The organism is Paraburkholderia phytofirmans (assembly GCF_046028095.1).
Taxonomy (GTDB): Bacteria; Pseudomonadota; Gammaproteobacteria; order Burkholderiales; family Burkholderiaceae; genus Paraburkholderia; species Paraburkholderia phytofirmans_A.
This window is the reverse complement of record NZ_JAQQDJ010000009.1, coordinates 228,285-249,424: the sequence shown is the minus strand read 5'-3', so window position 1 is coordinate 249,424 and position 21,140 is coordinate 228,285. Positions and strand designations below refer to the sequence as shown.

Below are 21,140 nucleotides of genomic sequence, written 5' to 3'. Positions count from 1 at the left end.
GAAACAATTCAATGTCGAATGAAGCGAACGCGGCAGGCGTGCATCTCATCCTGCCGATCGAAGTGTCGGCGCTGCGTGTTGGACGTCCCGACGCGGCGAGAAATCTGTCTTTGCTGGGTCCCTTTCACGATTTCACTGTTCTGCCAACCGGTGCCGAAGTGGGACAGGCACGACGTCCCTACAACACCGCCGAAGTGAGCAGAAACGCGCGGGACTTCACAATCATGGCGAAGGCCCAGCCCGGTCTGCACCTGCATTGGAGCTTGCCGGCAGAAATGCGGTATGGCGTGAACTCGAAAGTCGACGAAACGGTGAGACACGCCGGCGAGGCGCAAGCATCCGCTGAGACGCATCGCCTTCGGTTCCCCCGTCTGCCTAACCGGTGGCTTGTGACGCGGTTTGCGATACCGAGCCCGGGCTTCAGGCCGGGAGATCGTTGCCTCACGCGCAGATGGCTCGTCGAGAGTGACCGCCTGTCGCGCGTGTCGATGAAGAATAACGGCGGGCTTCCACACCCAACTGCGCCTGTCGTTAGAGATGAAGCGACGCTAGCCCGCTATTTGGGCTGGCGTCAAGAACTGGAGGGCCGGGTGCTCGCCGACGGCGTGAGCGCGGGTCTGGACGGTCGGTTTGAAGAGTTGACGGCGCTTGGGTACGGAGATCCGACATTCACAACTTTCTATCCGAATTGCTCGACGGTCTTCGGTTGCTATGACGCCCTGGACGATTTGACCGCTTACCCCGACTGGGAGATGGCTTATCACGTGGCCGGGTGGTACGCCGGCGAAGACCACTCCACGCAGCGCTGCATTGGACAGGACGAGTTGCTCGAGGCAATGCTGAAGCAGGAAGCGCTAAGCCACGCCAGCGGAGCCACTGAGATCCTTTGCTCTGGTGGCATTCACGCGATGAGTTGGTGCGCCGACCGAGCCTATCTTACCTGCGATGAGTCGCGGGGCGGAACCAACGACGCGCTGTTCTCTCTAGGGCCGACCGAAGAGGAGTCGCTCGCTGCGCTCCTGTCTGCGTGTCTCACAGAGCCCGACGTTAGTGCGCCGCAATTGGAGACCATTTTGAGCGCTCTGCAATTCGGTGCGCTCGCAGGTGGCCGCTCTCGTCGCGAAGCGACGATCGACGGCGCGGCAGCTGCGCATGAAGCGGGATTTCGATCTGTGGGATCGGGCCGGATATGGACGCTTAAGCCGAAGGCGCTTCAGGACACGGCGGCAGAAAGCGTCGGCGCGTCCACACCTGAGCCGCGGCACGCAACGCTGGCGGCGCTGCGCGAAATCAACGTGCTGCAGACCAGGCTCGATGATGGTGACCAGGCGATAGCGGGTTTGCGCCAACAGCTATTTTCGGACTGGCACCACCTGCTTGATGCGCTGTATGCGGCCGATCGTGCTTCGGGCTCGATTGAAAGCCGTCCAGACAACGTTCGCGAGTTGGTAAGGTCAGGCGTCGAGCGCCTGAGCGCCGCGCTAAAGGAGCAGGAGGCTGCTGCTGCCGACTGCAAAGAGAAACTAGCGGCCTTTGAGCGCAACCTTGGCGTGAGCGCAGAAGGGAGTTTTTTCGAACTGACGGACATCGCCGCGCCGCGCTTCTGGGAGCCACAAGACCCCGTTTTGATAATGGTCGGCGAGTCGGCTCAGTTCACGCCTGCTCCATTGTGGCTTGCGGGTTCTGCGCCGCGCCCTCGTGTGAATTTGGAGATTGCGACGAGCCTCGCTGGCGCAACGACGCGGGTCATCGCATCGGATATCTTCCGGTTTGGAGGCGAACTGGCTGTGCCGCAAGCGGAAGTACTCGACCAACTCGCGCGCGAGATCCCCTTCACATCGCCAGCGTTTCAGCCCTACATCGCGGGGCTCACTGGCGAGAACGAGGAGTCGCTGAAAGCAGCATCACATGCGTTTCTTGAGCCCGCTTCACCGGGAGCGGGCCTGCTCTTGCCGAACTACGGAGGCGCGCGGCGTGGCCACGGGCTGTCGGAGTTGCTGGGCGAAGCACGAGTATGGCGACCGACGATGATGCGCTACGAGGTGTCGATGGATAGAGTGGGCGCTGCCGCCACCGGTGGAGCAGACGGCGGACGCTTCCAGCTGACCGAGGGCGGTGATCTGTTTTCCATGGATCAGGGGGCGAGGACTTCCGCGACATACACCGGCACGGCCCTGTTATCGGACCACGGCACCCATGCGTTTCTGCAGGCGATGGACCAGATCCGCCAACGCTTCGGGGCGGGTGACGCGTTCGTCGATGAGGGGCCGGGCACGGGTGGCTCATTGCCCCCCATGCTCGAGCGTCTTGAGCAGTTCGTCCGCCGTGAAATGCCTCAACTCGCCCAGGGCCTAACCGGCCGGAACAGCGCGATGCTTACGCTGCGTCAAGCGATGCAGATGGACATTCACGACCCTTACGCGGGAGACACCGACAAAGCGCTGATTGGTAAAGTGCGTTCGGTGCTCGGACGTGAGGCATGCCTCGCACCGATTCCGGACGCGCGCTTCATGCCGCTCGATGGCGGTGAGTTGACTGTGCGGTCAGTACAAATACTGGACGGATTCGGCCAGCTGCGCACGTTCAACGACCTCTCCAAACGGCTCGTGGCCTCGGGACGGTTCCGGCCGGATCGAGAGTCCACGGCGCACGCCCAATTGCCGGTGCGCGTGATCCAACCCGCGCGCCTTTCGTTCAGATGGCTGGCGAAAAAAGGTGAGGGCGGTGACGCGCAAGAGGCAATAGGTAGCGCTACGCCGGTGCTTGGCTGGGTGCTGTTCAACTCGCTGGATCGGTCGGTGTCTATCTACACGCCTGCAGGCGCGTTGGCGTGCACTCTGGCCTGCAACGACCATGGAAAGGGGTTGAGTCCGGTCAGCGTTCGCACACCACCGGGAGGAGCGCATTTGTCGTCTATGCCGTCAGAACTCAAAGCGCTCAAAGAAGCACTGACGGCAGGCGGCGGTGGGCCGCTGGCGGCTTTCATCGAAGCCATACAGGCAGCTTTGGCTCTGACGCGGCCCGCTGGAAACGCCGACGCAGGGTTTGCCGGTCTCGTCGGCCGTCCGCTGGCGCTTGTCAGGTCCGGGCTGTCTCTAGATCTCGCTGGCGGCGCAGCGCGCGACCAGTCCCAGGAAGGTTTAAGAATGCGACTGGAAGTGGCTCAGTCAGAGGCCACCCGGCAGATGAAGGAGCTGGCGTTTCCCGTCAAGCTCGGTAGTAGCACCCAACTGGAAGATGGATTGATTGGCTACTGGCGCGACGCTGCTGACTCATCCGGGCCGGATTTCAGTCGGTTTGTCTGCCCAGCCGTATCCGCTTCGTCTCAGCAGGAAGACCTCGTCCTCCGGCTGGGCGATCAGGTGCCGGTGGTTTTGACCATGCTGATCGATCCTTTCGGAGAGATTCAGGCCCGATGTGGGATCTTGCCCACGAAATCGATAACTTTACCTTCGGAGTATTTCACCGAAGCCATCAAGGGGTTGTCGATCGCTCTGGAGGCAAGCCCGGTGCTGGCGGTGAATTTGCCAACAGGGCCGGGAGCGGGGACCTATGCGATGGTCAACCCACAGTTCAGCCGTGGGCAGTGGCGGTGGGTGTTGCCGGGCGGCGCGTCAGTCGATCTCTCGGACGTCCGAGCGCGTGTTTCCGATCTCGACAACGACAGGTGCCATCTCGTCGATGGCTGGCTGGCGCTGGAATAGGCGGGGAGGCTGGACCGCATTGAAGCGCGTGCGCTCGTCTCCCGCGAATCGCCTCTTGGCGGGAGAGGCGAAAGCCGTGCTCGACGAATGGGTGGGCAGTGCAGTTGCAGCATGCATTTTCTGCCTATCAGATTCCTGAGCCGCTCCAAAACACAAGCTTGTCAGTTGCCCGAGGGCGTGGCGCGACGCCGTCCGAAAGGCTCCTCTTCGCTGCGCTGGCTGCGGCTTACGCATTCACCGGCGTCACGGCAGCACTGCAGCTGTTCGCTTTCCCTGGCGTATTCAGCGCGACTGACTATTCGGAGCAGGCCCGCAGACCGCGGTTTCGATATCGGTCTTCTGGCACGTCGGCTGTCCGGCGTTGGTCACAGTTTCGTTTGCCACGCGGGCCCCTTCATTTGGCGGCCGCTCTCGCGCTTCTGGGAGGGCGACCGCGCTCGCGGCTGATTACGCCGACCGAAAATTCAGCCACATGTAGGGATCGCGCCGACTGAAATCTGAGCCGGGCAATCAACCTATCCTGCTAGTTTTTCAGGCAGGGTGTTTGGGGATGATCCCGATGACGATGATTGGCAAGGTGCGGCGGATGTTCCACCGCCAGAACAAGTCGGTATGCGAGATAGCGCGTCTCACAAGCCTGTCGCGCAACACGATTAATAAACATCTGAACATGGATGTTCAGGAGGAGCCGAAGTATCAGCGGCGCTCGCAGCCGACGCGGTTGACGCCGTTTCATGAGGTGCTGGTGCAGGCGCTCAGTGTCGACGCGCGGCGACCGAAGAAGGAACGCCGCCCCGCCTGGATGCTGTTCCAGGAGATCAAGGCTGGCGGCTACGACGGCTGTTACTCGCGGGTGACCGATTTCATCCGGGCCTGGCGGCAAGGCGAAGGCAAGGCGGTTTCGAAGTCGGCGTTTGTGCCGTTGCGATTCGAGCTGGGCGAGGCATTCCAGTTTGACTGGTCCGAGGAAGGACTGGTTGTCGGCGGCATTTACCGCAAGCTCCAGGTGTCGCACATGAAGCTGTGCGCGTCGCGGGCGTTCTGGCTCGTGGCCTACCCAAGCCAGGGTCACGAGATGCTGTTCGACGCCCATACGCGCTCGTTCACGGCCTTCGGCGGGGTGGTCCGCCGGGGCATCTATGACAATATGAAGACGGCCGTAGACAAGGTGCACAAAGGCAAGGGTCGCACGGTCAATCCGCGTTTCGCAGTGATGTGTTCGCACTACCTGTTCGATCCGGACTTCTGCAACGTCGCCAGTGGCTGGGAGAAAGGCGTCGTCGAAAAGAACGTGCAGGACAGCCGCCTGCGTATCTGGATTGAGGCGCGTGGGCAACGCTTCGGCAGTTTCGCTGATCTGAATGCATGGCTGGCGACCCGGTGCCGGTCGTTGTGGGATCAGGTGAAGCATCCGGACTATCGTGAGCTGAGCGTCCTGTTCGACAACTGCTATCGCGATGTCGCGCAGCGCAATGCGACAACGATGAAACGGCTGCTCAACGAGATCGAAGTGTGAGGCTGCGGGAACGCTTCGGCTGACCGCGACCCGACATGCGGGCAAGCCTGGCCAAACCGTCAGCGTTCCAAGAGCCAATGCAAACCCTTTCCCGTGGACGCCTCATCGGTCGGTGGACGAGAACCTGAGGGGCTGATTTGCTCGTCCCCGCCTGTCCCGCCGGCCGACGTTGTCCGCCGGCTGATGGCTTGCCCCGCCCGTTAAATCAACAGCCGGGAGCCCCATGCGGCGCTGGGCCGTCACCAGTGGTCAGAAAAGACGCCGGTTCGGGGCTCTGATCGACCGTTTGCGGCGTGGCGGGGCGGCTATCCTGATGCGGTCTCTCAGGTTCTGCCACGGCCCTAGGAAAAATGGGCAGAATCATTCAGCCGACCCTTCCCGGTCGGCTTTTTTTCGCTTGGCGGTTTTCCGAGGAACCGAATAAACAAGCCGTGATACGCTTGAAAAGGACCCTCATCAAATCTCTCTCTGAATATATCTTTATCCCAACCCTAACGACCGAGCGCGACGATAACCACGGAAAATTTCAAGACATGTACCAACCACATTGTGAAATCGCCCAAGTTAATAGAGCAGAGGACATCGAGAGCGCTGTTTTGCGTGATCGCGCGGACCGTGGTTGGCGGGTCTGGACAAGTGGATTCGTTTCGGTCGAAGACACCCATGAAACCGGGCTACTGATGCTGGATTTTTACGATCAGACGCGGACCGCAAAAGTCTACGAAGTCTTCGTTTTGGACCGGTTCAGAAGACGCGGAGTTGGCGCCAAGCTGATGGAACGTGCTGAGTTGGCGGCGCGAGGATTGGACGCGCGGATGATCGAGCTCGAAGTTCACCCACTTGACGGAAGTACAGATGCCTGTGCTCTCCGTTCTTGGTATTCGGCACTGGGATTCATCGGTGAACTGGACGTTAGACTTATGACGAAAGACCTCCAATCTAAGCATAACGCGTAGGAAAACACGATGCTCTACTTTGACAGCGGTTGGCGTTTTGTTTCGCCCGGGGCCATGCCCGAAGATGTCGTTGAGGACATTCTCGCAAAAGTGATTAGGCCCGTTCCTTTCGAAGGAAACAGACAAGATCTGCTCGAAACGTTCAAGCGGCGTTTCGCGCAAGCGCAAAGTCAAACGGCAAGCCGTAGTTCAAGTGAGAGCTGGGCCGAGAGTGATTTACGTTCGTATATGTCAGGCGCTGCGACGAATGCGCCTATGTTCGTGGAAGCTTTGCATGACGCGTTAGTGGACATTTATAGTCGCAATCCTTTGTTGGGTACGCCGCCTTGGGCGCACGTGAACAATGTCCTCAGGCCAAGCGGCTACACTATTCAATCTCCAAATCTCGTGGTCGAGCGAATGGCGATGCCTGTCCCCGTGTCCCCTAACGTTCCGTCTCTTGATGCGGAGGCCAACGAACTTGTTCAGCGCTCACTCGCGGATTCGGAAAGCCTGTTGAATGTCGGTAAATACCGGCTTGCCGTTCAAGAGATACTTTGGCTGCTCGAAACCGTATCGACGGCATTCTCCGGCAGACAGCACGGTGACGGCACGGTGACCGCGAAGTATTTCAACCGGATCATCGCTGATTTGAAGCGTCTCAATCGGGACCGAGTGCTTGCCGATGCCATGGGCTGGATGGAAACACTGCATGGGTATCTTTCCGCTCCATCCAAAGGGGGAGTGAGGCACGGAACCGTGCTGGACGATCCACGAGAACTGACGGAAGGGGAAGCACGCTTATTCTGTAACCTAACTCGCAGCTACCTAAACTACTTGCTAGACGAGCATCATCGGATGGAATCACAGCGGCAGGGATAATCATCGGAAAATCGGAAAACGCTGGCCTCACCGGCATAGGAGAAAATCAAAATGAGTCAAGCAAGCGTAGAACACGGCGGCGACAAAAGGCAAAACATCACCTTCGGCGGCAAGGTCGTACGAGTCGGATTCGTGCCACCTCTCAAAGATGAGCTCGGATATTTTGCGCTGCTTCCCGAGCGCGCCAGGCAGCCGTACCGCCTCTCAACAGTTGATCCGAGTGTGAGGGAACAGATGGTACTCTCGCGTCCGGGAGACGTCTTTCAAGCAACGATCAAAGCGGAGATCGGGGAAGCGGAAGCGGGTAGCGTGGTTGAGCTCGTGATGTTCGTAAATGAAAACCTTAAAGAGGAAAAGATGTTCCCTCCGATGGGGGATTTGCCTATATCTATGGCAAAGAAGACGTTTCTATAGCCAACGGAAAACACCCGTGCTAAGCGCTCAGATTGTCGGTCAAAGACCGAATCAACTTTGGAGACTGTATGCGGGAAAGAATCATTAAACGATTGCGTGAACTGATTGCAATCACAAACGCCCGTGCGACGGAGTACACGCCTAGCGGTGATGACGACGGCCTAGACGCGATGAGCGATCAGGAATTGCATGTCTACTACGAAAACACCCTGGCGCGGGAACTGACACATGGTGTCGCTCCGCTGGGGGGCCGCCCTGTAGTCTTCCCGGGCTCCAGCCAGGGCTAGGAAAAGCCGATAGAAATGTTCCTACGACAAAAGAGAAATGCCATCTATAACGGCACGGTAGAAGAAATCGAAGACAGGAGAGGGATGGTTCTTGTCCACGTTGACGAAGGTGCATACGTGGTTTTAGAACTCATCCAGCGTCTCAGATTTGGAGAAGGCCTTGCGCCCGGAGACAGGGTTTCAGGGCCTTTGCACGCTTTGGGTAAAATCCAAATTGCCAATCTCACCCGCGACTGTCAACTGCGTGTGTACGGGCAAACCGGACCGAGCAGCTTGACCGCCTGCCGTCGCGTGATGTTCGGATAACCCGGAAAGTAACCAGCCGCGCAAGCGGCCCGATTACCGGCCGGACGCCGGGTCAAAAAGAGAAAGCGAATGTCGATCGACATCAATGTTTTGGCTGACGCGGCTAACAAGGCCGAGACCGCTGAAGGATTCATCGGGTGCCATATCGAGTCTGCGCGACGCGCGCCTGCTGGCATTTCACTTCGATAATGTGATAAACGCACACCGGTTCCTAGCTGCACGTCAAGCTTTAAACATGCATGCCTACATTGAAGACGAACGCCAGGACGTGGTGATCGTGCGTCAACCGTAGGAAAATCATATGGCATATTCTCCAGGCTTGGATGCTGTTCGGAAGGCGTTGAGCGGTCAGATAGACAATTCAGAAACCGATTGGATCAAATCGTGTGCAGACGGCAAGGGATGTATTTCGCCGCAACATGCGGCTGACATTCTCCACATTACTCGCGCGGACGCCAAATCACGTCTGCAAGCGGCGGCGAATCGTGGGCGGGTGCGGGCATTGCCTAACGGTTGGTACGAGATACTGGATTGGAATCTTCACCAAGCAGATCGACGTGACGCATAGGAAAATTACATGCTCACGTCGAACGATGAATGCATGGAAGGCTTCACTCAACCAGAATGTGACCTGGTGAATGAAGCCGTGTCCGCTCTGATGGCTCGCAGCTTCGCCAACCTGCATGCGGAAGACATCGCCGTCAACAACTGGAGGCTGCTGCTGCACGAAAACAGCATTGCGTCGCTGACGCGAACGAACAACCGGCCGTATTCGGCTGTCTTCAACGGGAAAAACATGAACCGATTTGCGTACCGAGCCTACTACCAGTACAACGGACCGTCACACGACGATCCCTTTCGGAGCGAGAAGTCCGCTCGAGAAGTGGCGGAAGCGCTCGCGCGGTTCCCAAGCGACCTGGAGCATTTCCTGGACCCCGGTGCTTCAATTGAAGCACCTCAGGTTCAAGCTGACCCCAGCTCGAGCTTCGTGACAGTGGTGACGCTTGCGGATGAACGGTCGATCGATGCGGTGGTTAAGAAATGCCTGAACAGTCTCGACCTCTTTGGCGAAAAGCTTTCAGCAGCATAGACAGGGAAATTGCGCGGCGATTTTCGCGTGCGCGAAACGGAAGGTAGTAGATGGGCCAAGCAAAGCAGCGCGGTACGAAAGAGCAACGGATTGCGCAAGCACAGGCGAAGATTGAAGCGCTGCGGCCAGAGAAACTGGTGTGCGGCGCGTGCAATACACCATCCCCGACCGGGCTATAGTGAGCATCAGGACAACGCAAAAACCAAAAACATGAGCCTTCACACAGCTGGTTGGGCAATTATCGGTTCGGTAGCCACCGCCCTCGCCAGCATTGCCGGCAACATCTATCTCGCCGCTCGCAGCCGCAGTCAGGTGATCGAGCAAGCCGCAAAGTCATTCGAGCAAGCCGCCGCCGCGCTCGACGTGCGACGCACCTCTACAGCACGCACAGCGGCCACCTTCATCGCTGACAAGCGCCAAACATGGATAAACGACCTTCGGGACGACCTGTCGCTCTACTCGGCGCTGACGGTCGAAATTGTAGAGGGTTGGAAGCGCATATTCAGCAGACTCGGGCATCGCTGGGATGAAAACGGTGGGCCGAATACGCCTTCTGAGCTGGAAGCCTACAGCGAAGCGGCGCGCAAATTCGCAGAGAGCATCGCGGAGCGCGACAGTATGCACTCGCAGCTCCTGACGCGCATCATGTTGCGGCTGAACGGTGACGAACCCGCTCACTACCAACTGACTGAGGGGCTATACAAGGTTCGCGCAGGGCTTGGCGTTCTCTACATCAACACCAATAAGCACGAATATTCGAACCAGACCATCTATCACACCATCGACAGTCAGTTGCAGCTCGCCCAAATCTATTGCAAGGCAATCCTCAACGAAGAGTGGAGAAAGTTGAAGCGCGAGGTTGCTGCGCCTGAGCATTTGATTGCCAACATCCTCGCAACCAGCCCGCCTGACGCCGCCGCGGTCAAGGCGTTTGTGGAGAAGACGGCGCCCAGCGTCCCTTCGTCTTTCTCTGCTGAGATCCATAGCAACCACGAAGAGATTTATCGCAATGCTGGCTTGACGATAAAAACAAAGCCTCACCCGCCTGAACTGTGACGGGAATTCACCAGCGAAAAAGGCCAACGCCGATTACGAAGGAAAATCGCCGGGCTGACCGGCCCTTAAAAACAGGAGATTTGAATGGTTTCAGTTTGGATAGAAAAACAGTCTGTTGATTTGCACGGAATCCTGACCCACGGGGGATGCGGACATTTTCCTGGACTGATTTACGTCGTTAGCCCGAGGCTTTCACGGTACTCGATAGGGCTGAGGTAGCCAAGCGAGCCCTTGATCCGTTTCTCGTTGTACCAGCGAATGTAAGCGTTCAGTACCTCAACGAACTCCGCGATGGTCGTCGAACGCCAGTCTCCTGGATAGAACATCTCAGTCTTCAGCCTGCCGAAGAATCCCTCACAGGCCGCGTTGTCCGGCGAACAGGCTTTACGCGACATGGATCGGACCAGATTAGCTTTTGCAATCCGCGATAGCCAGCCCGGCCAACGGTAGTGGCCACCCCGATCGGAATGAACGACCGGCATCTCGTCGTCCTCGGTCACGGTCTCGATAGCCGCATCTAACATGGTATTCACGAGCTCTGCGTCGGGACTTGTGCCAATCGTCCAGCTGGCTACCATGCCATCGAAGCAGTCGATCATGGGCGATAGATATACCTTCCCCGCGGGAATCTGGAATTCGGAGATATCCGTGACCCACTTTTCGTTCGGGGCGTCAGCGTGAAAATCGCGATTGATGATGTTATCTGGGGCAGGGCTGATTTCTCCGATATAAGAACGATATCGGCGACGCCTGGGCCTGGCTGCGTGGAGGCCGCCTTGTTTCATGAGGCGATGCACGACTTTCTCCGATAGAAACACCCGTTGTCGGCTGAGCGCTGCCTGCACCCGACGATAGCCATAGGATCGGTGATTGTCCTCGAAGATCTCAGCAACGGTACAACGGACCTGCGCATATTTGTCGGCAACCCGTATGGACGACCGATGGTAGAAATAGGAGCTGCGCGCCAGGTCCAATCGCACAAGCAGCTCAGCCAAACCGTATTCTTCTCTCAGGGCGTCAACCAGCGTCGTCTTCTCCCGGTTGCTCAGGAGTGGCAGGTCGACGCCCAGGTCTTTTTTTATGAGTTCATTCGCCTTCTTTAGCAGGTCGTGTTCAAGCTGCAGATTGCGAATGTCGCGTTGGAGCCCTTCGATCTGCCGCTCTAGTTCATCCCGATCCGTCTCTGAGCGTGATCCCTTGTTGCGTTTCATGGATGCAGGGGCCTCTCGGCCGAGTAACTGGTTCTTCCAGTTGTACAGGGTCACCCTGTCGACGTCCAGCTTTCGCGCCACCGCCTGTGCGCTTCCCTGCCGTGTGCACAGCTCGTACACCGCGGTCTGCCTGGAGGCCAATGGCGCGGCCGGTCGCCCTCGTTTGCCAACCACGTATTTCCTGGTTTCCGGATAGCGCTCGCGAACCCACGCCGTCAGTATCTGGCGACAGGGGTAGCCCAATGCCCTGAGGGTGAAGGCGACGCAGCACCCATGGTTGACGTAATGCTCGAGTGCTTGGTTCTTCTGTTCCTCTGAGTACTTCGGTTTAGCGCGAACATACTCTTTCCGCAGATCGCCACTGCTCTCGAATTCCGCACACCACGCCTTGAGAGAATTCTTCGTCGGGTAACCCAGCTGGCGGATTGTTGCCTTGACGCGCTCCCCGAGCTTCAGGTACAGCTCGACCGCGCGAACGCGGTCTTCGTATGAATACATGGACTACCTCCAAAGTAGTCCAGGATTTTGTCCGCATCCCCGGTGGGTCAGGATTCCGTGCAAATCAACAAGCAGTTCTTCGATGTCACGCAAGCTCAATTGATACCGGTAGTACCAGCGCACGGCGCAACTGATGACGCCGGCTGGAAAACGGTGACCGCGATACAGCGATTTCGATTTCTTCATCGCCTCATCTTACGCGAGACGACCAGCAACCTGACAACGCTGTTGTACAGACTGGCGGCAGTGAGCCCCGTTTTTTTTTGGTGAAGTCTTTCACCTACGTTGCCTCGTAACCGAACCGCCAGAAGCACTCGGTCGTCGCATCCAGCACTTTCTCTTCGTCAAATTCCCAGGGTCTCGCCATTCTGTGTCACCTGTCCAGTCATCGCGCAACGCACTTGCGAGTTTTGCTCCGCTGCGCGATTATAGAGCGAATGATCTAAAATGAAAACGCGGTGCAAACGCAGCCGTGGGCATATGAAGTTTGTGGAACGTTTGCACGGAAGAGGAGAGAGCGATGGGACTACAGGAGCAGCTGGACATGTTCAGGGCCGGGTTTGCGCGCACTGCGCCGTCAGGGCGCGTCGAGCTCTATGAAGCCAGGATCGAGGATCTGCGCGCCGGCTTCGCGCTGGAGGAAGCGGTGGGAGCCGGCGATAAGGCACCGGACTTCTCATTGCCGGATGTACGAGGCAATCCGGTTTCGCTGTCTGATCTGTTGTTGCGTGGTCCCGTCGTCGTCACGTTTTACCGTGGCGGATGGTGTCCCTATTGCAATATCCAGTTGCGTGCCTACCAGACAATCCTTCCAGAGATGGGTGCGCTGGGCGCCCGGCTGGTCGCGATTTCGCCGCAGGTTCCCGATGGCTCGCTCAGCACTGCGCAGACAAACGCACTCACCTTCGATGTCCTCAGCGATGTCGGCAATGCCGTCGCACACCGCTACGGGCATGTTTATGCTCTCCTCGAGGACCTCCGCGATGCGCTGCGCTCAAACAACAAGGCACTCCCCGCGATAAATGGCGACGAGAGCTGGGAACTGCCGGTTCCTGCCACGTACGTGATTGCTCCCGATGGGCATGTTGCGCTTGCCAATATCGAGGTCGATTACCGGAAGCGGCTCGAGCCGGATGCGATCCTCGCCGCGGTGAAGTCGCTTCGGGCGGTGTAATCGATGGCCAACGGCAAGGCATCGGAGGCGACGCCGGTTGATTCCGAGCCGACGCAGCGAGGTGCCTCACACGCTCGTGTGGCGGGGTTCGCCTGCGCGGCGCTTACCGTCATGATCTTTTCGGGCTGGTTTGTTGTGACACGTTTCGGTGTCACCCGCGAGCTTCGCATCTGGGATATTGCGGCGCTCCGGTTCGGCGTCGGCGCCATGCTTCTCGCTCCAACTGTCGTGCGCCGCGGCTCACGCCTGCCGATCGACGCCTGGGGAAAGGGTCTGTTATTTGCGGTGCTCTGGGGCGTGCCTTTCGTACTGCTCGTCGCGCTCGGGCTGAAGCTGAGTTCTGCGGCTCAGGCCGCATCCGTTGCGCCGACGCTGATGCCTGTCTTTGCTGGCGTGTTCGCTTGGTGTTTCCTGCGCGAGCGGCAGGGAAGCTTACGCTGGCTAGGCTATGCAGCGATCGTTACCGGCCTCGTCTGCCTGGTGAGTGCCGGTGCGGCAGCCCGCGGCGCGCCGGACCTGTGGGGTATCGCCGCGCTGGCCGCCGCGGCCGTCATGTGGGCTGTCTATACGCTGCTTTTTCGCCGCAGCGGGCTGACTCCGGTCCAGTCCGCCGCAATGATCTGCGTCTGGTCTGCGGCACTCAATCTTCCGGCTTATCTGCTCCTGGGTCTCAACCGGTTCAGCCTGGCCTCGCGAGGCGAGATCGCGCTGCAGGTCTGCTATCAGGGCGTGCTGATGAGCGGCGTCGCGCTGATCACCTATAACCGTGCCGTATCCCTGCTCGGTTCTTCGGCTGCGACCGCTGTCATTGCGCTGCTCCCTGCTGTTGCCTCGATTCTCGCCATCCCTGTTCTCGGCGAAATACCGTCGCAGGCCGAAGGGATGTCGATCGCCGTAATCGTTCTCGGCGTGCTGCTCGCTTCCAGGCCAGCGGCCGCGGGCCGAGCATCCACGCGCCCTTCATCCACCCGTCCGCAAGCCTGAGAATACCGCCATGATCCGTTTTTATTTCCACCCGACGCCAAACCCGGCCAAGATAGCTCTGTTTCTTGAGGAGACGGGTCTGCCCTATGAGGTGGTTCCCATCGATACGAGCAAGGGCGAACAGCACACAGCGCAATTCCGCGCGATCAATCCCAACGGCAAGGTGCCCGCCATCGTTGATACCGAAGGGCCGGGCGGCAAGGAGGCGCGCGTGTTCGACTCCACCGCGATCCTGCTCTATCTGGCGGAGAAGACCGGCAATTTGCAGGGCGCGCCGCAGGACAGGCCAGAACTGCTTTCCTGGCTTCTGTTCCTCGCCTCCGGCCTCGGCCCGTTTTCGGGCCAGGCCGTGCACTTCCAGTTCGCCGCGCCCGAAGGACTCGACTATGCGGTGAACCGTTATCGACGCGAGGCAGAGCGCCATTATCAGGTTCTGAACGATCATCTGGAAGGGCGATCGTATATCGTCGGCGAAACGTACACGATCGCGGATATTTCGGCCTGGGGATGGCTCGATCGCGCCTCGCGCGTGCTCAAAGGCGCAGACGATCCGCTGGCGGCGTTTCCGAATCTCAGGCGTCTGTTCGAAACGGTCGATGCACGTCCCGCGGTGGCCCGCGCCAGAGCAGTCGGCAAAGACCACGAGTTCAAGAAGGTCAACGACGAGGAGACCCGACGTGCGCTTTTCCCGTCCAACTATCCCCCGGTGGCCTAGGCCCACACTGAGCAGCGATGGAGAACAGCATGGCAGATTCTCACGACTATATTCCCCCGAAGGTCTGGACCTGGAACAAGCCCAGCGGCGGCGCCTTCGCGAACATCAACCGGCCAGTCGCCGGGCCGACGCATGAGAAAGTGTTGCCGGTCGGGCGCCACCCGCTGCAGCTTTACTCGCTGGGCACACCCAACGGCGTGAAGGTCACGATCCTGCTGGAGGAACTGCTCGCGGCCGGCTATGCCGGCGCCGAGTATGACGCATGGTTGATCAGGATCGGCGAGGGTGAGCAGTTCGGCAGCGGTTTCGTGGACATCAATCCGAACTCGAAGATCCCCGCACTGCTGGACCGCAGCGGGCCGAAGCCGATCCGCGTGTTCGAATCGGGCTCGATCCTGCTGTATCTGGCCGAAAAGTTCGGGGTGTTCCTTCCGAAAGACGTCGCAACCCGCACCGAGACGCTGAACTGGCTGTTCTGGCAGATGGGCAGCGCGCCGTATCTGGGCGGTGGCTTCGGCCACTTCTACGCCTATGCGCCCACGAAGATCGAGTACGCGATTGACCGTTTCGCCATGGAAGTAAAGCGCCAGCTCGACGTGCTCGACCAGCGCCTTGCTGGCAACGAGTATCTTGCCGGCGATGAATACACCATCGCCGACATGGCGGTGTTTCCCTGGTACGGCGGTCTCGTCAAAGGCTGGCAATACGGTGCGGCGGAATTTCTTTCGGTGCAGGACTACACCAACGTTCAACGCTGGGCCGACATGCTTCTCGCACGGCCAGCCGTGAGACGCGGCCGCATGGTCAACCGGACGAGCGGCGATTTATCCGGCCAGCTTCGCGAGCGGCACGACGCCAGCGATTTCGAGACCACGACTCAGGACAGGATAGAAGGGGTGCAACCATGAAGATCGAAGGCAAACGTATTCTGATCACAGGCGGCTCAAGCGGCATCGGGCTTGCACTTGCGCATGCACTGCTTGCGAAGGGCGCGAAAGTCGTTGTCACAGGCCGACGGCCCGACGCACTGGCGAGCGCGGTCCGGGAGCTTCAGGGAACGGCTCCATCCATCTGGGCGGTAACTGCCGATGTCGCGACCCCCGAGGGCCGCGCGGCAACGATGAGCCAGGCCCTGGACACGCTGGGCGGCCTTGACGTACTCGTGAACAATGCGGGCGGTGTGAGGGCCGGACGCCTCGAAAACACGCCTGAAGCCGAACTGCTGGCCATGATCGACGTCGATCTTGTTGCGCCCGTTCTGCTGACGCGTGCGGCCCTGCCGGCGTTGCGTGCGGGCGGTGACGCAATGGTCGTGAACATCGCCTCTGGCATCGCGCTGATCGGCGCTCCGTTCTATGCAACCTATGCTGCGACCAAGGCCGGCCTCGCCTGTTTCGGCGAGGCGCTGCGGCGCGAGCTCCGGGGCGAAGGCGTTCACGTGCTGACTGCATATCCAGGCGCCACCGACACGCCGATGATGAAATCTAACCGGGCCGGGCCGGAACTTGGTTTTACCCGCGAGCCGGCGTCCGCAGTGGCCGCCGCCATCGTGGATGGCATCGAGGCAGATGCGTTTGAAGTGATCCGGGGCGGCGAGGTACGAGCCCAGATGATTGCACTCAATCGCGATAATCCTGCAGCGGTCGATGAGCGTTTTCTCGCACTCAAGCCCGCCCTCGAAGAGGCTGTGAAGGATCACTCTGCGCTCTGACCGGCAACGGCGCGCAGCGGAGCGCAGTACGGAGTGCCATATTGCCTGGGATGTACATGTTCGCCTCTGTCGGCATGTCGGCACGAAACGCACCGCTCCGTCTGCCGTTCGCGCTGCGCGGAGCTGTTTGAACAACTCGGTAAAACGCTGGTTAGCCGCAGCCTGCGACGCGGATTGCCGCAGCTATGCGTGGCCCATCCTTCAGCGTGCGTAGAGGAGGTGGCGTTTCCGCTGCCTTTCGCTTGTTGCCCGGTTTAAATGGTTGCACAGCCGCAGCTTCAGTTCGGGGCGTCGGACGGGGCGCTCTTCAAAGGATCAACCGCCAGCTTGAAAATTGACACGACCTCGCGTAGCGTGCCGGATTGTGCCGACATCGATAGCGCCGCGGCCGAAGCTTCTTCAACCAATGCGGCGTTTTGCTGCGTCACCTGGTCCATCTGCGCGACGGCGGTGTTGACCTGTTCGATACCAGTATGCTGTTCGAGCGAGGCTGTCGTGATCTCTTCCATCAGGTCGGCGACGCGCTTGACCGCCTGAACTACCTCACCCATGGTCGTACCTGCTTCGTTCACCAGATCTGAACCGGCTTTTGCGCGGTCGACCGAGTGTGTGATGAGTTCTTTAATTTCTTTCGCGGCGCTGGCACTTCGTTGCGCAAGAGTCCGTACTTCTGCCGCGACAACGGCAAAACCGCGTCCCTGACCGCCCGCGCGTGCCGCCTCGACTGCTGCGTTGAGCGCGAGAATATTGGTTTGGAAAGCGATACCTTCGATCACGGTGATGATATCGCTCACCTTGGCCGAACTTTCCGATATCGCATGCATGGTCTCGATCACCCGTCCTACAACATCGCCGCCACGCTGCGCGATATCGGACGCGTCTGTCGCGAGTGTGCTGCCGTGCCGGGCGCTTTCCGTGTTTTGCCTCACGGTGGAAGTCAGCTCTTCCATGCTCGCTGCGGTTTGCTCAATCGACGCAGCCTGTTCTTCCGTGCGCTGGCTCAGATCGGAATTGCCTGCTGCGATCTGCGCAGCGCCCGCGGCAATCGTCTCGCTGCCGGATCGTACCCCTCCAACGAGTTCGGCGAGTCTCTCGTTCATGTGTTTGAGCGCGCGCAGTAGCTGGCTCGTTTCGTCCTTGCCACGTACTTCGATTTTCGAGGTGAGGTCGCCATGTGCGACCGTTTGGGCAATCTTCACGGACATACGGATCGGAGCCGTGATGGAGCGAGTGATGATGAACGCAACAATCAGGCTCAACGCGATAGCTATTCCGATCAGCACGCACGTAATAAGCAACGCGCTGTGGAAGGCGGTCGCTGCCTCGGTACTGGAGTCGTTCGCTCCCCGGCTATTCAGGGCAATGTCCTGTGCAATGAGGTTAGTGACTTTGGTGAACGCGCGCAAAGACTCACCCCCGGCGAAAGACCGGGCGTCACTAAAATGCTCATCTCCGCTGTCGGCAAGCTCGTTCAGCCGTTTGTCCAGGGAGAGATAGCTGTTCCATGCTGCCTTGATCTGGTTCGACAATTGCAGTTCTTCAGCAGAGCCGACCACCGCCTCGTACTGTGGCCACACCCGCAGTAGCTCATTTAACGCTGCGTCGTGTTCCGAGCGCTGAAACTGCCGTTCCGAAGAGCTGGTTGCAATCAGGTAACTTAAGGACGCCTGGCGCGTCTCATCAGCCAGCGCCCGTATATTGCCCAGACGCTGGACACTGGGAAGCAGATTTGTTGCAAGATCTTGCGTGCCGGAATAAATGCGGGAAGTCTGGGCGAGGCCTAGCGCGCCTACAAGACATAGCAAAACGAGCGTCACGCCGAAACCAATTCCAAGGCGAACGCCTATCCTGAGATTGCCAATAGTTTTCACTATGTTTCCTTCGCATGTAGGTTGCAACTGTTGACTCAGCGTCGAATCAACACATACCACCTGTATTGATCAGGAAACCAGCTTTCCTGCGACGTGATTTCTGCTGGTGCTCTTCCCGGACTACCACCTCAAATAGAGCGGACCAATCAGGGCACCGATACCGGCGGTAATGCCGATGCCCAGTACGTACCAGACACCCCAGAACGGTATCGACATCTCTGAACAGTAAAGCGAATATAGAAGCAGACCTTGCGCGCCAGCGAGCAGTCCGGCGCCAGTACCTGACAATATCGGGCGGATGGGGGCGAGTCCCTTCAAGGCGTGCATCACCGCGGCGAGCGATGGTAGAGAGAGCAGAACAATATTCGCCGTGGTGACTCTCCATGTCGTACCTAACATCAGTTGCAGGCGATAGCCCGGCGGGGTCGCGAACACCATGAACGTGGCAACGAGCAACATGATAATGAATGGTAGGGTGACCGCTAACCATGCCAGCCTGACGGGTGCGCCGGGCCGTCCAAGCCGTCCGGCGAGGTTCAACGCAGCGATGAGTGTCGTTACCGGAAACGCGAGTCTTACCCAGAACATCGTGGTCAGTATCAATTCGGGCATGTCGCTGCGAATGCCGTAAAGTACTACCAGCAAGGCCGTGCTGCTGGCCATGCCAACACTAAGCGCGCGATTGAGCCGCTTCGAAGCAAAATTCGACTCAATCGGTGTCAGGTTGTTAGTTAGCCTTAATATCAGATCTGAAGTTCTCATGTTACCCGACGGAAAACGTCCCAACGTTTTGAAAGCGGATACGCGATGCAACACGGGCACCGGCTGTCGGGCAAGCTTTCAGTCCGGGAGATGCAACTGAAACTCCTGCGTGAACAGGTAGATCACCGTATCGTTGAGCAGGAGGAAGCCGCGCCGTTTCAGAATGCCCGATTTCCGGAACACAACCGCCTGTGCGATCCGCAGCGCGAGCTGAGCAAGCCGCGGCTGCGCGAGCGTGTGGATCAGTCGCTTCGCCGTGCCGATCGTGGATACGAGTTCGGCCGGAAAGGGCAGTTTCATGTTCTGTGGGTCCGACATGTTGGTCAATCTCCGAGCTGAATGCTGGTGAATACGCCGGCTGAAAGCATCCCTGCCAGGTTGGCCTGGATGTCGAAGGAGGGCGCCTCCTGAAACGCCGCCGCCACCGCTTCGCCCAGTGATGCGCCTTCGAGAAGATGGATCAGGAAGGCCGCACCGCCAGCCGGCAGGCGCGACACCAGCACCTCATGTTCGGGGCGTGTCACGAGTGCATCCTCCGCTTCGCTCGAGCGGAGCGGCGTAAGGGGGCCATCGTTCCGGTTCATCGCAAAGATGGCCACGGCGGGATAGCGTGATCGCACCACTCGCGCGGCGGGGTGTGGCGTGAAACGGACTTCAGCGAGGGACCCCGGTTCGATCCCGACTAACGCCTCGGCAGCTAGCACAGGCAGGTCGGCTGCGTGATAGGCATCCAGCCACGCGCGCTCGATGCGCGCGGTATCCGCAAGCCAGGGCATCTCGCGCGCATATTCGTAAGATTCGATGAACGCAGGAAAGTCCCGTCCGTACTCGAACAGCAGCGGCGAAGTGGGAGGCGTCGCGCGGAGATGGAAGCGGGCCATCGCCCTGAAGAAGTCGGTGCCGGTGATGCGCTGGATAGCAGGATAGACCGCTGCCAGCGCATCGATGAGGCTGACCGTGACGTTGTTGCGATAAACGTTGTAGCGCTTGACCACACGCTTGTCCGGCGCGGCGATGACGTCTTCAGGCGCGTTGATCGACGGGTCCATCAAACCAGGCGCAAACGCAGTGGCGTGGCCGCCCGAAGCATGTTCAGGCCGCATGGCTGGCCTCCTCAGCGAGTGATACGTCTTTTTCGGCCATGATGTGCCGCGCGGATAGTGCCTGAGCCCGCAGCACCGGCCATGCGGGGAGGTTGCTGTCCCATTCGATCAGGGTGGGCCGTGGACCGATTCGCGCAACGAGATTCCGATAGAGACGCCAGACAGGATCGGAAATGGCGCAGTCGTGACTATCGATGAGCAGCAGTTCGTTTTCGTCGTCGCGCTGCTCGCTATGTCCGGCCAGGTGTATTTCGCCCACCTGTTCAAGCGGTAATCCGTCAAGATACGCGTCGGCGGAAAAGCCGTGATTGGTCGCGGAAACGAACACATTATTGAGGTCCAGCAACAGGCCGCAGCCGGTGTGTTGAACGACTGCGCGGATGAATTCGGTTTCGCTCAATGTCGAGGACGCGAACGCGACATAGGTCGACGGGTTCTCAAGAAGGAGAGGACGTTTGATCGCGTCCTGGACCTGGCCGAGGTGTTCGCACACGTGCTCGAGGGTTGCTTTCGTGTAAGGCAACGGCAGGAGATCGTTGAAGAATGTGCCGCCGTGTGACGACCACGCGAGGTGCTCAGACACCAGCATGGGTTGGTAGCGCGTCACCAGGTCGCGAAAGCGCGCGAGATGCGTGAGGTCCAGTGCTCCAGGTCCGCCGATCGACATGCATACGCCGTGAACGGAGAGCGGATAGGCCTCGCGGATCGAAGCAAGTGCCCGGTGGGGTGGACCACCGGCGCCCATATAGTTCTCGGCGTGAACTTCGAAGAAGCCATCCTTCAGGCCGTCCGCGCGAATCGCGGTCAGATGTTCATGCTTGAAACTGGTTCCGACAAGCCCTTGAGCGCGACGTGTCACGCCACTCGAACAGCCTGGCTCGCAAACCGCCGTTGTCCTTGATGTATCGTTCATGGCCGCTC

General features: G+C 59.2%; 19 protein-coding genes and 2 pseudogenes. 14 read left to right on the top strand and 7 right to left on the bottom strand.

Features of this window, described 5'->3' with window-relative positions; all coding sequences use genetic code 11:
- Positions 1–11 precede the first annotated feature (11 nt).
- The 9 genes and pseudogenes from PQR54_RS24930 to PQR54_RS24890 all read left to right on the top strand — a co-directional run bounded on the left by PQR54_RS24930 (position 12) and on the right by PQR54_RS24890 (position 10,190).
- Entirely contained in the window at positions 12–3,704 is a 3,693-nt protein-coding gene (locus PQR54_RS24930; protein WP_408250332.1) for a hypothetical protein, read from the top strand.
- Between the two features lie 559 nt (positions 3,705–4,263).
- A pseudogene (gene istA / locus PQR54_RS24925) lies at positions 4,264–5,139 on the top strand (IS21 family transposase); the annotation flags it as partial.
- Positions 5,140–5,570: 431 nt separating this feature from the next.
- Positions 5,571–6,176, top strand: a complete 606-nt coding sequence (locus PQR54_RS24920; protein ID WP_408250330.1) for a GNAT family N-acetyltransferase — start codon at positions 5,571–5,573, stop codon at positions 6,174–6,176.
- A gap of 9 nt (positions 6,177–6,185) precedes the next feature.
- Positions 6,186–7,037, top strand: coding sequence for a hypothetical protein (locus tag PQR54_RS24915; protein ID WP_408250328.1), 852 nt, complete (start codon positions 6,186–6,188; stop codon positions 7,035–7,037).
- Positions 7,038–7,088: 51 nt separating this feature from the next.
- Positions 7,089–7,451 (top strand): hypothetical protein, encoded by a 363-nt coding sequence (locus PQR54_RS24910; protein WP_408250326.1) that lies wholly within the window; start codon positions 7,089–7,091, stop codon positions 7,449–7,451.
- A gap of 68 nt (positions 7,452–7,519) precedes the next feature.
- Positions 7,520–7,738 (top strand): hypothetical protein, encoded by a 219-nt coding sequence (locus PQR54_RS24905; protein WP_408250324.1) that lies wholly within the window; start codon positions 7,520–7,522, stop codon positions 7,736–7,738.
- 15 nt (positions 7,739–7,753) lie between these two features.
- Positions 7,754–8,044, top strand: a complete 291-nt coding sequence (locus PQR54_RS24900) for a hypothetical protein (protein ID WP_408250323.1) — start codon at positions 7,754–7,756, stop codon at positions 8,042–8,044.
- Between the two features lie 577 nt (positions 8,045–8,621).
- Positions 8,622–9,134, top strand: coding sequence for a hypothetical protein (locus PQR54_RS24895; RefSeq protein WP_408250321.1), 513 nt, complete (start codon positions 8,622–8,624; stop codon positions 9,132–9,134).
- Positions 9,135–9,344: 210 nt separating this feature from the next.
- On the top strand, positions 9,345–10,190 hold the full coding sequence (locus tag PQR54_RS24890; RefSeq protein WP_408250319.1) for a hypothetical protein: 846 nt from the start codon (positions 9,345–9,347) through the stop codon (positions 10,188–10,190).
- A gap of 170 nt (positions 10,191–10,360) precedes the next feature.
- On the opposite strand, the gene PQR54_RS24885 is transcribed toward PQR54_RS24890, so the two are convergent.
- Entirely contained in the window at positions 10,361–11,899 is a 1,539-nt protein-coding gene (locus PQR54_RS24885) for an IS3 family transposase (protein WP_408250317.1), read from the bottom strand.
- 63 nt (positions 11,900–11,962) lie between these two features.
- Positions 11,963–12,085: pseudogene (locus PQR54_RS24880) on the bottom strand (IS6 family transposase); the annotation flags it as partial.
- 334 nt (positions 12,086–12,419) lie between these two features.
- Here PQR54_RS24880 and PQR54_RS24875 point away from each other — a divergent pair.
- Genes PQR54_RS24875 through PQR54_RS24855 form a run of 5 tightly spaced genes read left to right on the top strand, consistent with a single transcriptional unit; the run spans position 12,420 to position 16,483 of the window.
- Positions 12,420–13,073: a peroxiredoxin-like family protein gene (locus tag PQR54_RS24875; RefSeq protein ID WP_408250315.1), complete on the top strand. Its 654-nt coding sequence runs from the start codon at positions 12,420–12,422 to the stop codon at positions 13,071–13,073.
- Between the two features lie 3 nt (positions 13,074–13,076).
- Positions 13,077–14,057: a DMT family transporter gene (locus tag PQR54_RS24870; protein ID WP_408250313.1), complete on the top strand. Its 981-nt coding sequence runs from the start codon at positions 13,077–13,079 to the stop codon at positions 14,055–14,057.
- 10 nt (positions 14,058–14,067) lie between these two features.
- Entirely contained in the window at positions 14,068–14,772 is a 705-nt protein-coding gene (locus PQR54_RS24865) for a glutathione S-transferase family protein (RefSeq protein ID WP_408250311.1), read from the top strand.
- A gap of 29 nt (positions 14,773–14,801) precedes the next feature.
- The gene (gene yghU, locus PQR54_RS24860; protein WP_408250309.1) at positions 14,802–15,680 is read left to right on the top strand and encodes a glutathione-dependent disulfide-bond oxidoreductase; all 879 of its coding nucleotides are present in this window, start codon (positions 14,802–14,804) and stop codon (positions 15,678–15,680) included.
- Positions 15,677–16,483 carry an SDR family NAD(P)-dependent oxidoreductase gene (locus PQR54_RS24855; protein ID WP_408250308.1) on the top strand — a complete coding sequence of 269 codons (807 nt, stop codon included), beginning with the start codon at positions 15,677–15,679 and terminating at the stop codon, positions 16,481–16,483. The genes yghU and PQR54_RS24855 overlap by 4 nt, the downstream gene beginning before the upstream one ends.
- 278 nt (positions 16,484–16,761) lie before the next feature.
- Here PQR54_RS24855 and PQR54_RS24850 read toward each other — a convergent pair whose 3' ends face one another.
- The 5 genes from PQR54_RS24850 to bufB form a co-directional block, all read right to left on the bottom strand.
- On the bottom strand, positions 16,762–18,354 hold the full coding sequence (locus tag PQR54_RS24850) for a methyl-accepting chemotaxis protein (protein ID WP_408250306.1): 1,593 nt from the start codon (positions 18,352–18,354) through the stop codon (positions 16,762–16,764).
- 120 nt (positions 18,355–18,474) lie between these two features.
- On the bottom strand, positions 18,475–19,116 hold the full coding sequence (locus tag PQR54_RS24845) for a DUF1109 domain-containing protein (RefSeq protein WP_408250304.1): 642 nt from the start codon (positions 19,114–19,116) through the stop codon (positions 18,475–18,477).
- Positions 19,117–19,194: 78 nt separating this feature from the next.
- Positions 19,195–19,416 (bottom strand): hypothetical protein, encoded by a 222-nt coding sequence (locus PQR54_RS24840; protein WP_408250302.1) that lies wholly within the window; start codon positions 19,414–19,416, stop codon positions 19,195–19,197.
- Positions 19,417–19,439: 23 nt separating this feature from the next.
- Positions 19,440–20,219, bottom strand: a complete 780-nt coding sequence (locus PQR54_RS24835; RefSeq protein WP_408250300.1) for an HvfC/BufC N-terminal domain-containing protein — start codon at positions 20,217–20,219, stop codon at positions 19,440–19,442.
- A complete protein-coding gene (bufB, locus tag PQR54_RS24830) occupies positions 20,209–21,132 on the bottom strand; it encodes an MNIO family bufferin maturase (protein ID WP_408250299.1) in 924 nt (307 codons plus the stop codon). The genes PQR54_RS24835 and bufB overlap by 11 nt, the downstream gene beginning before the upstream one ends.
- Positions 21,133–21,140 lie beyond the last annotated feature (8 nt).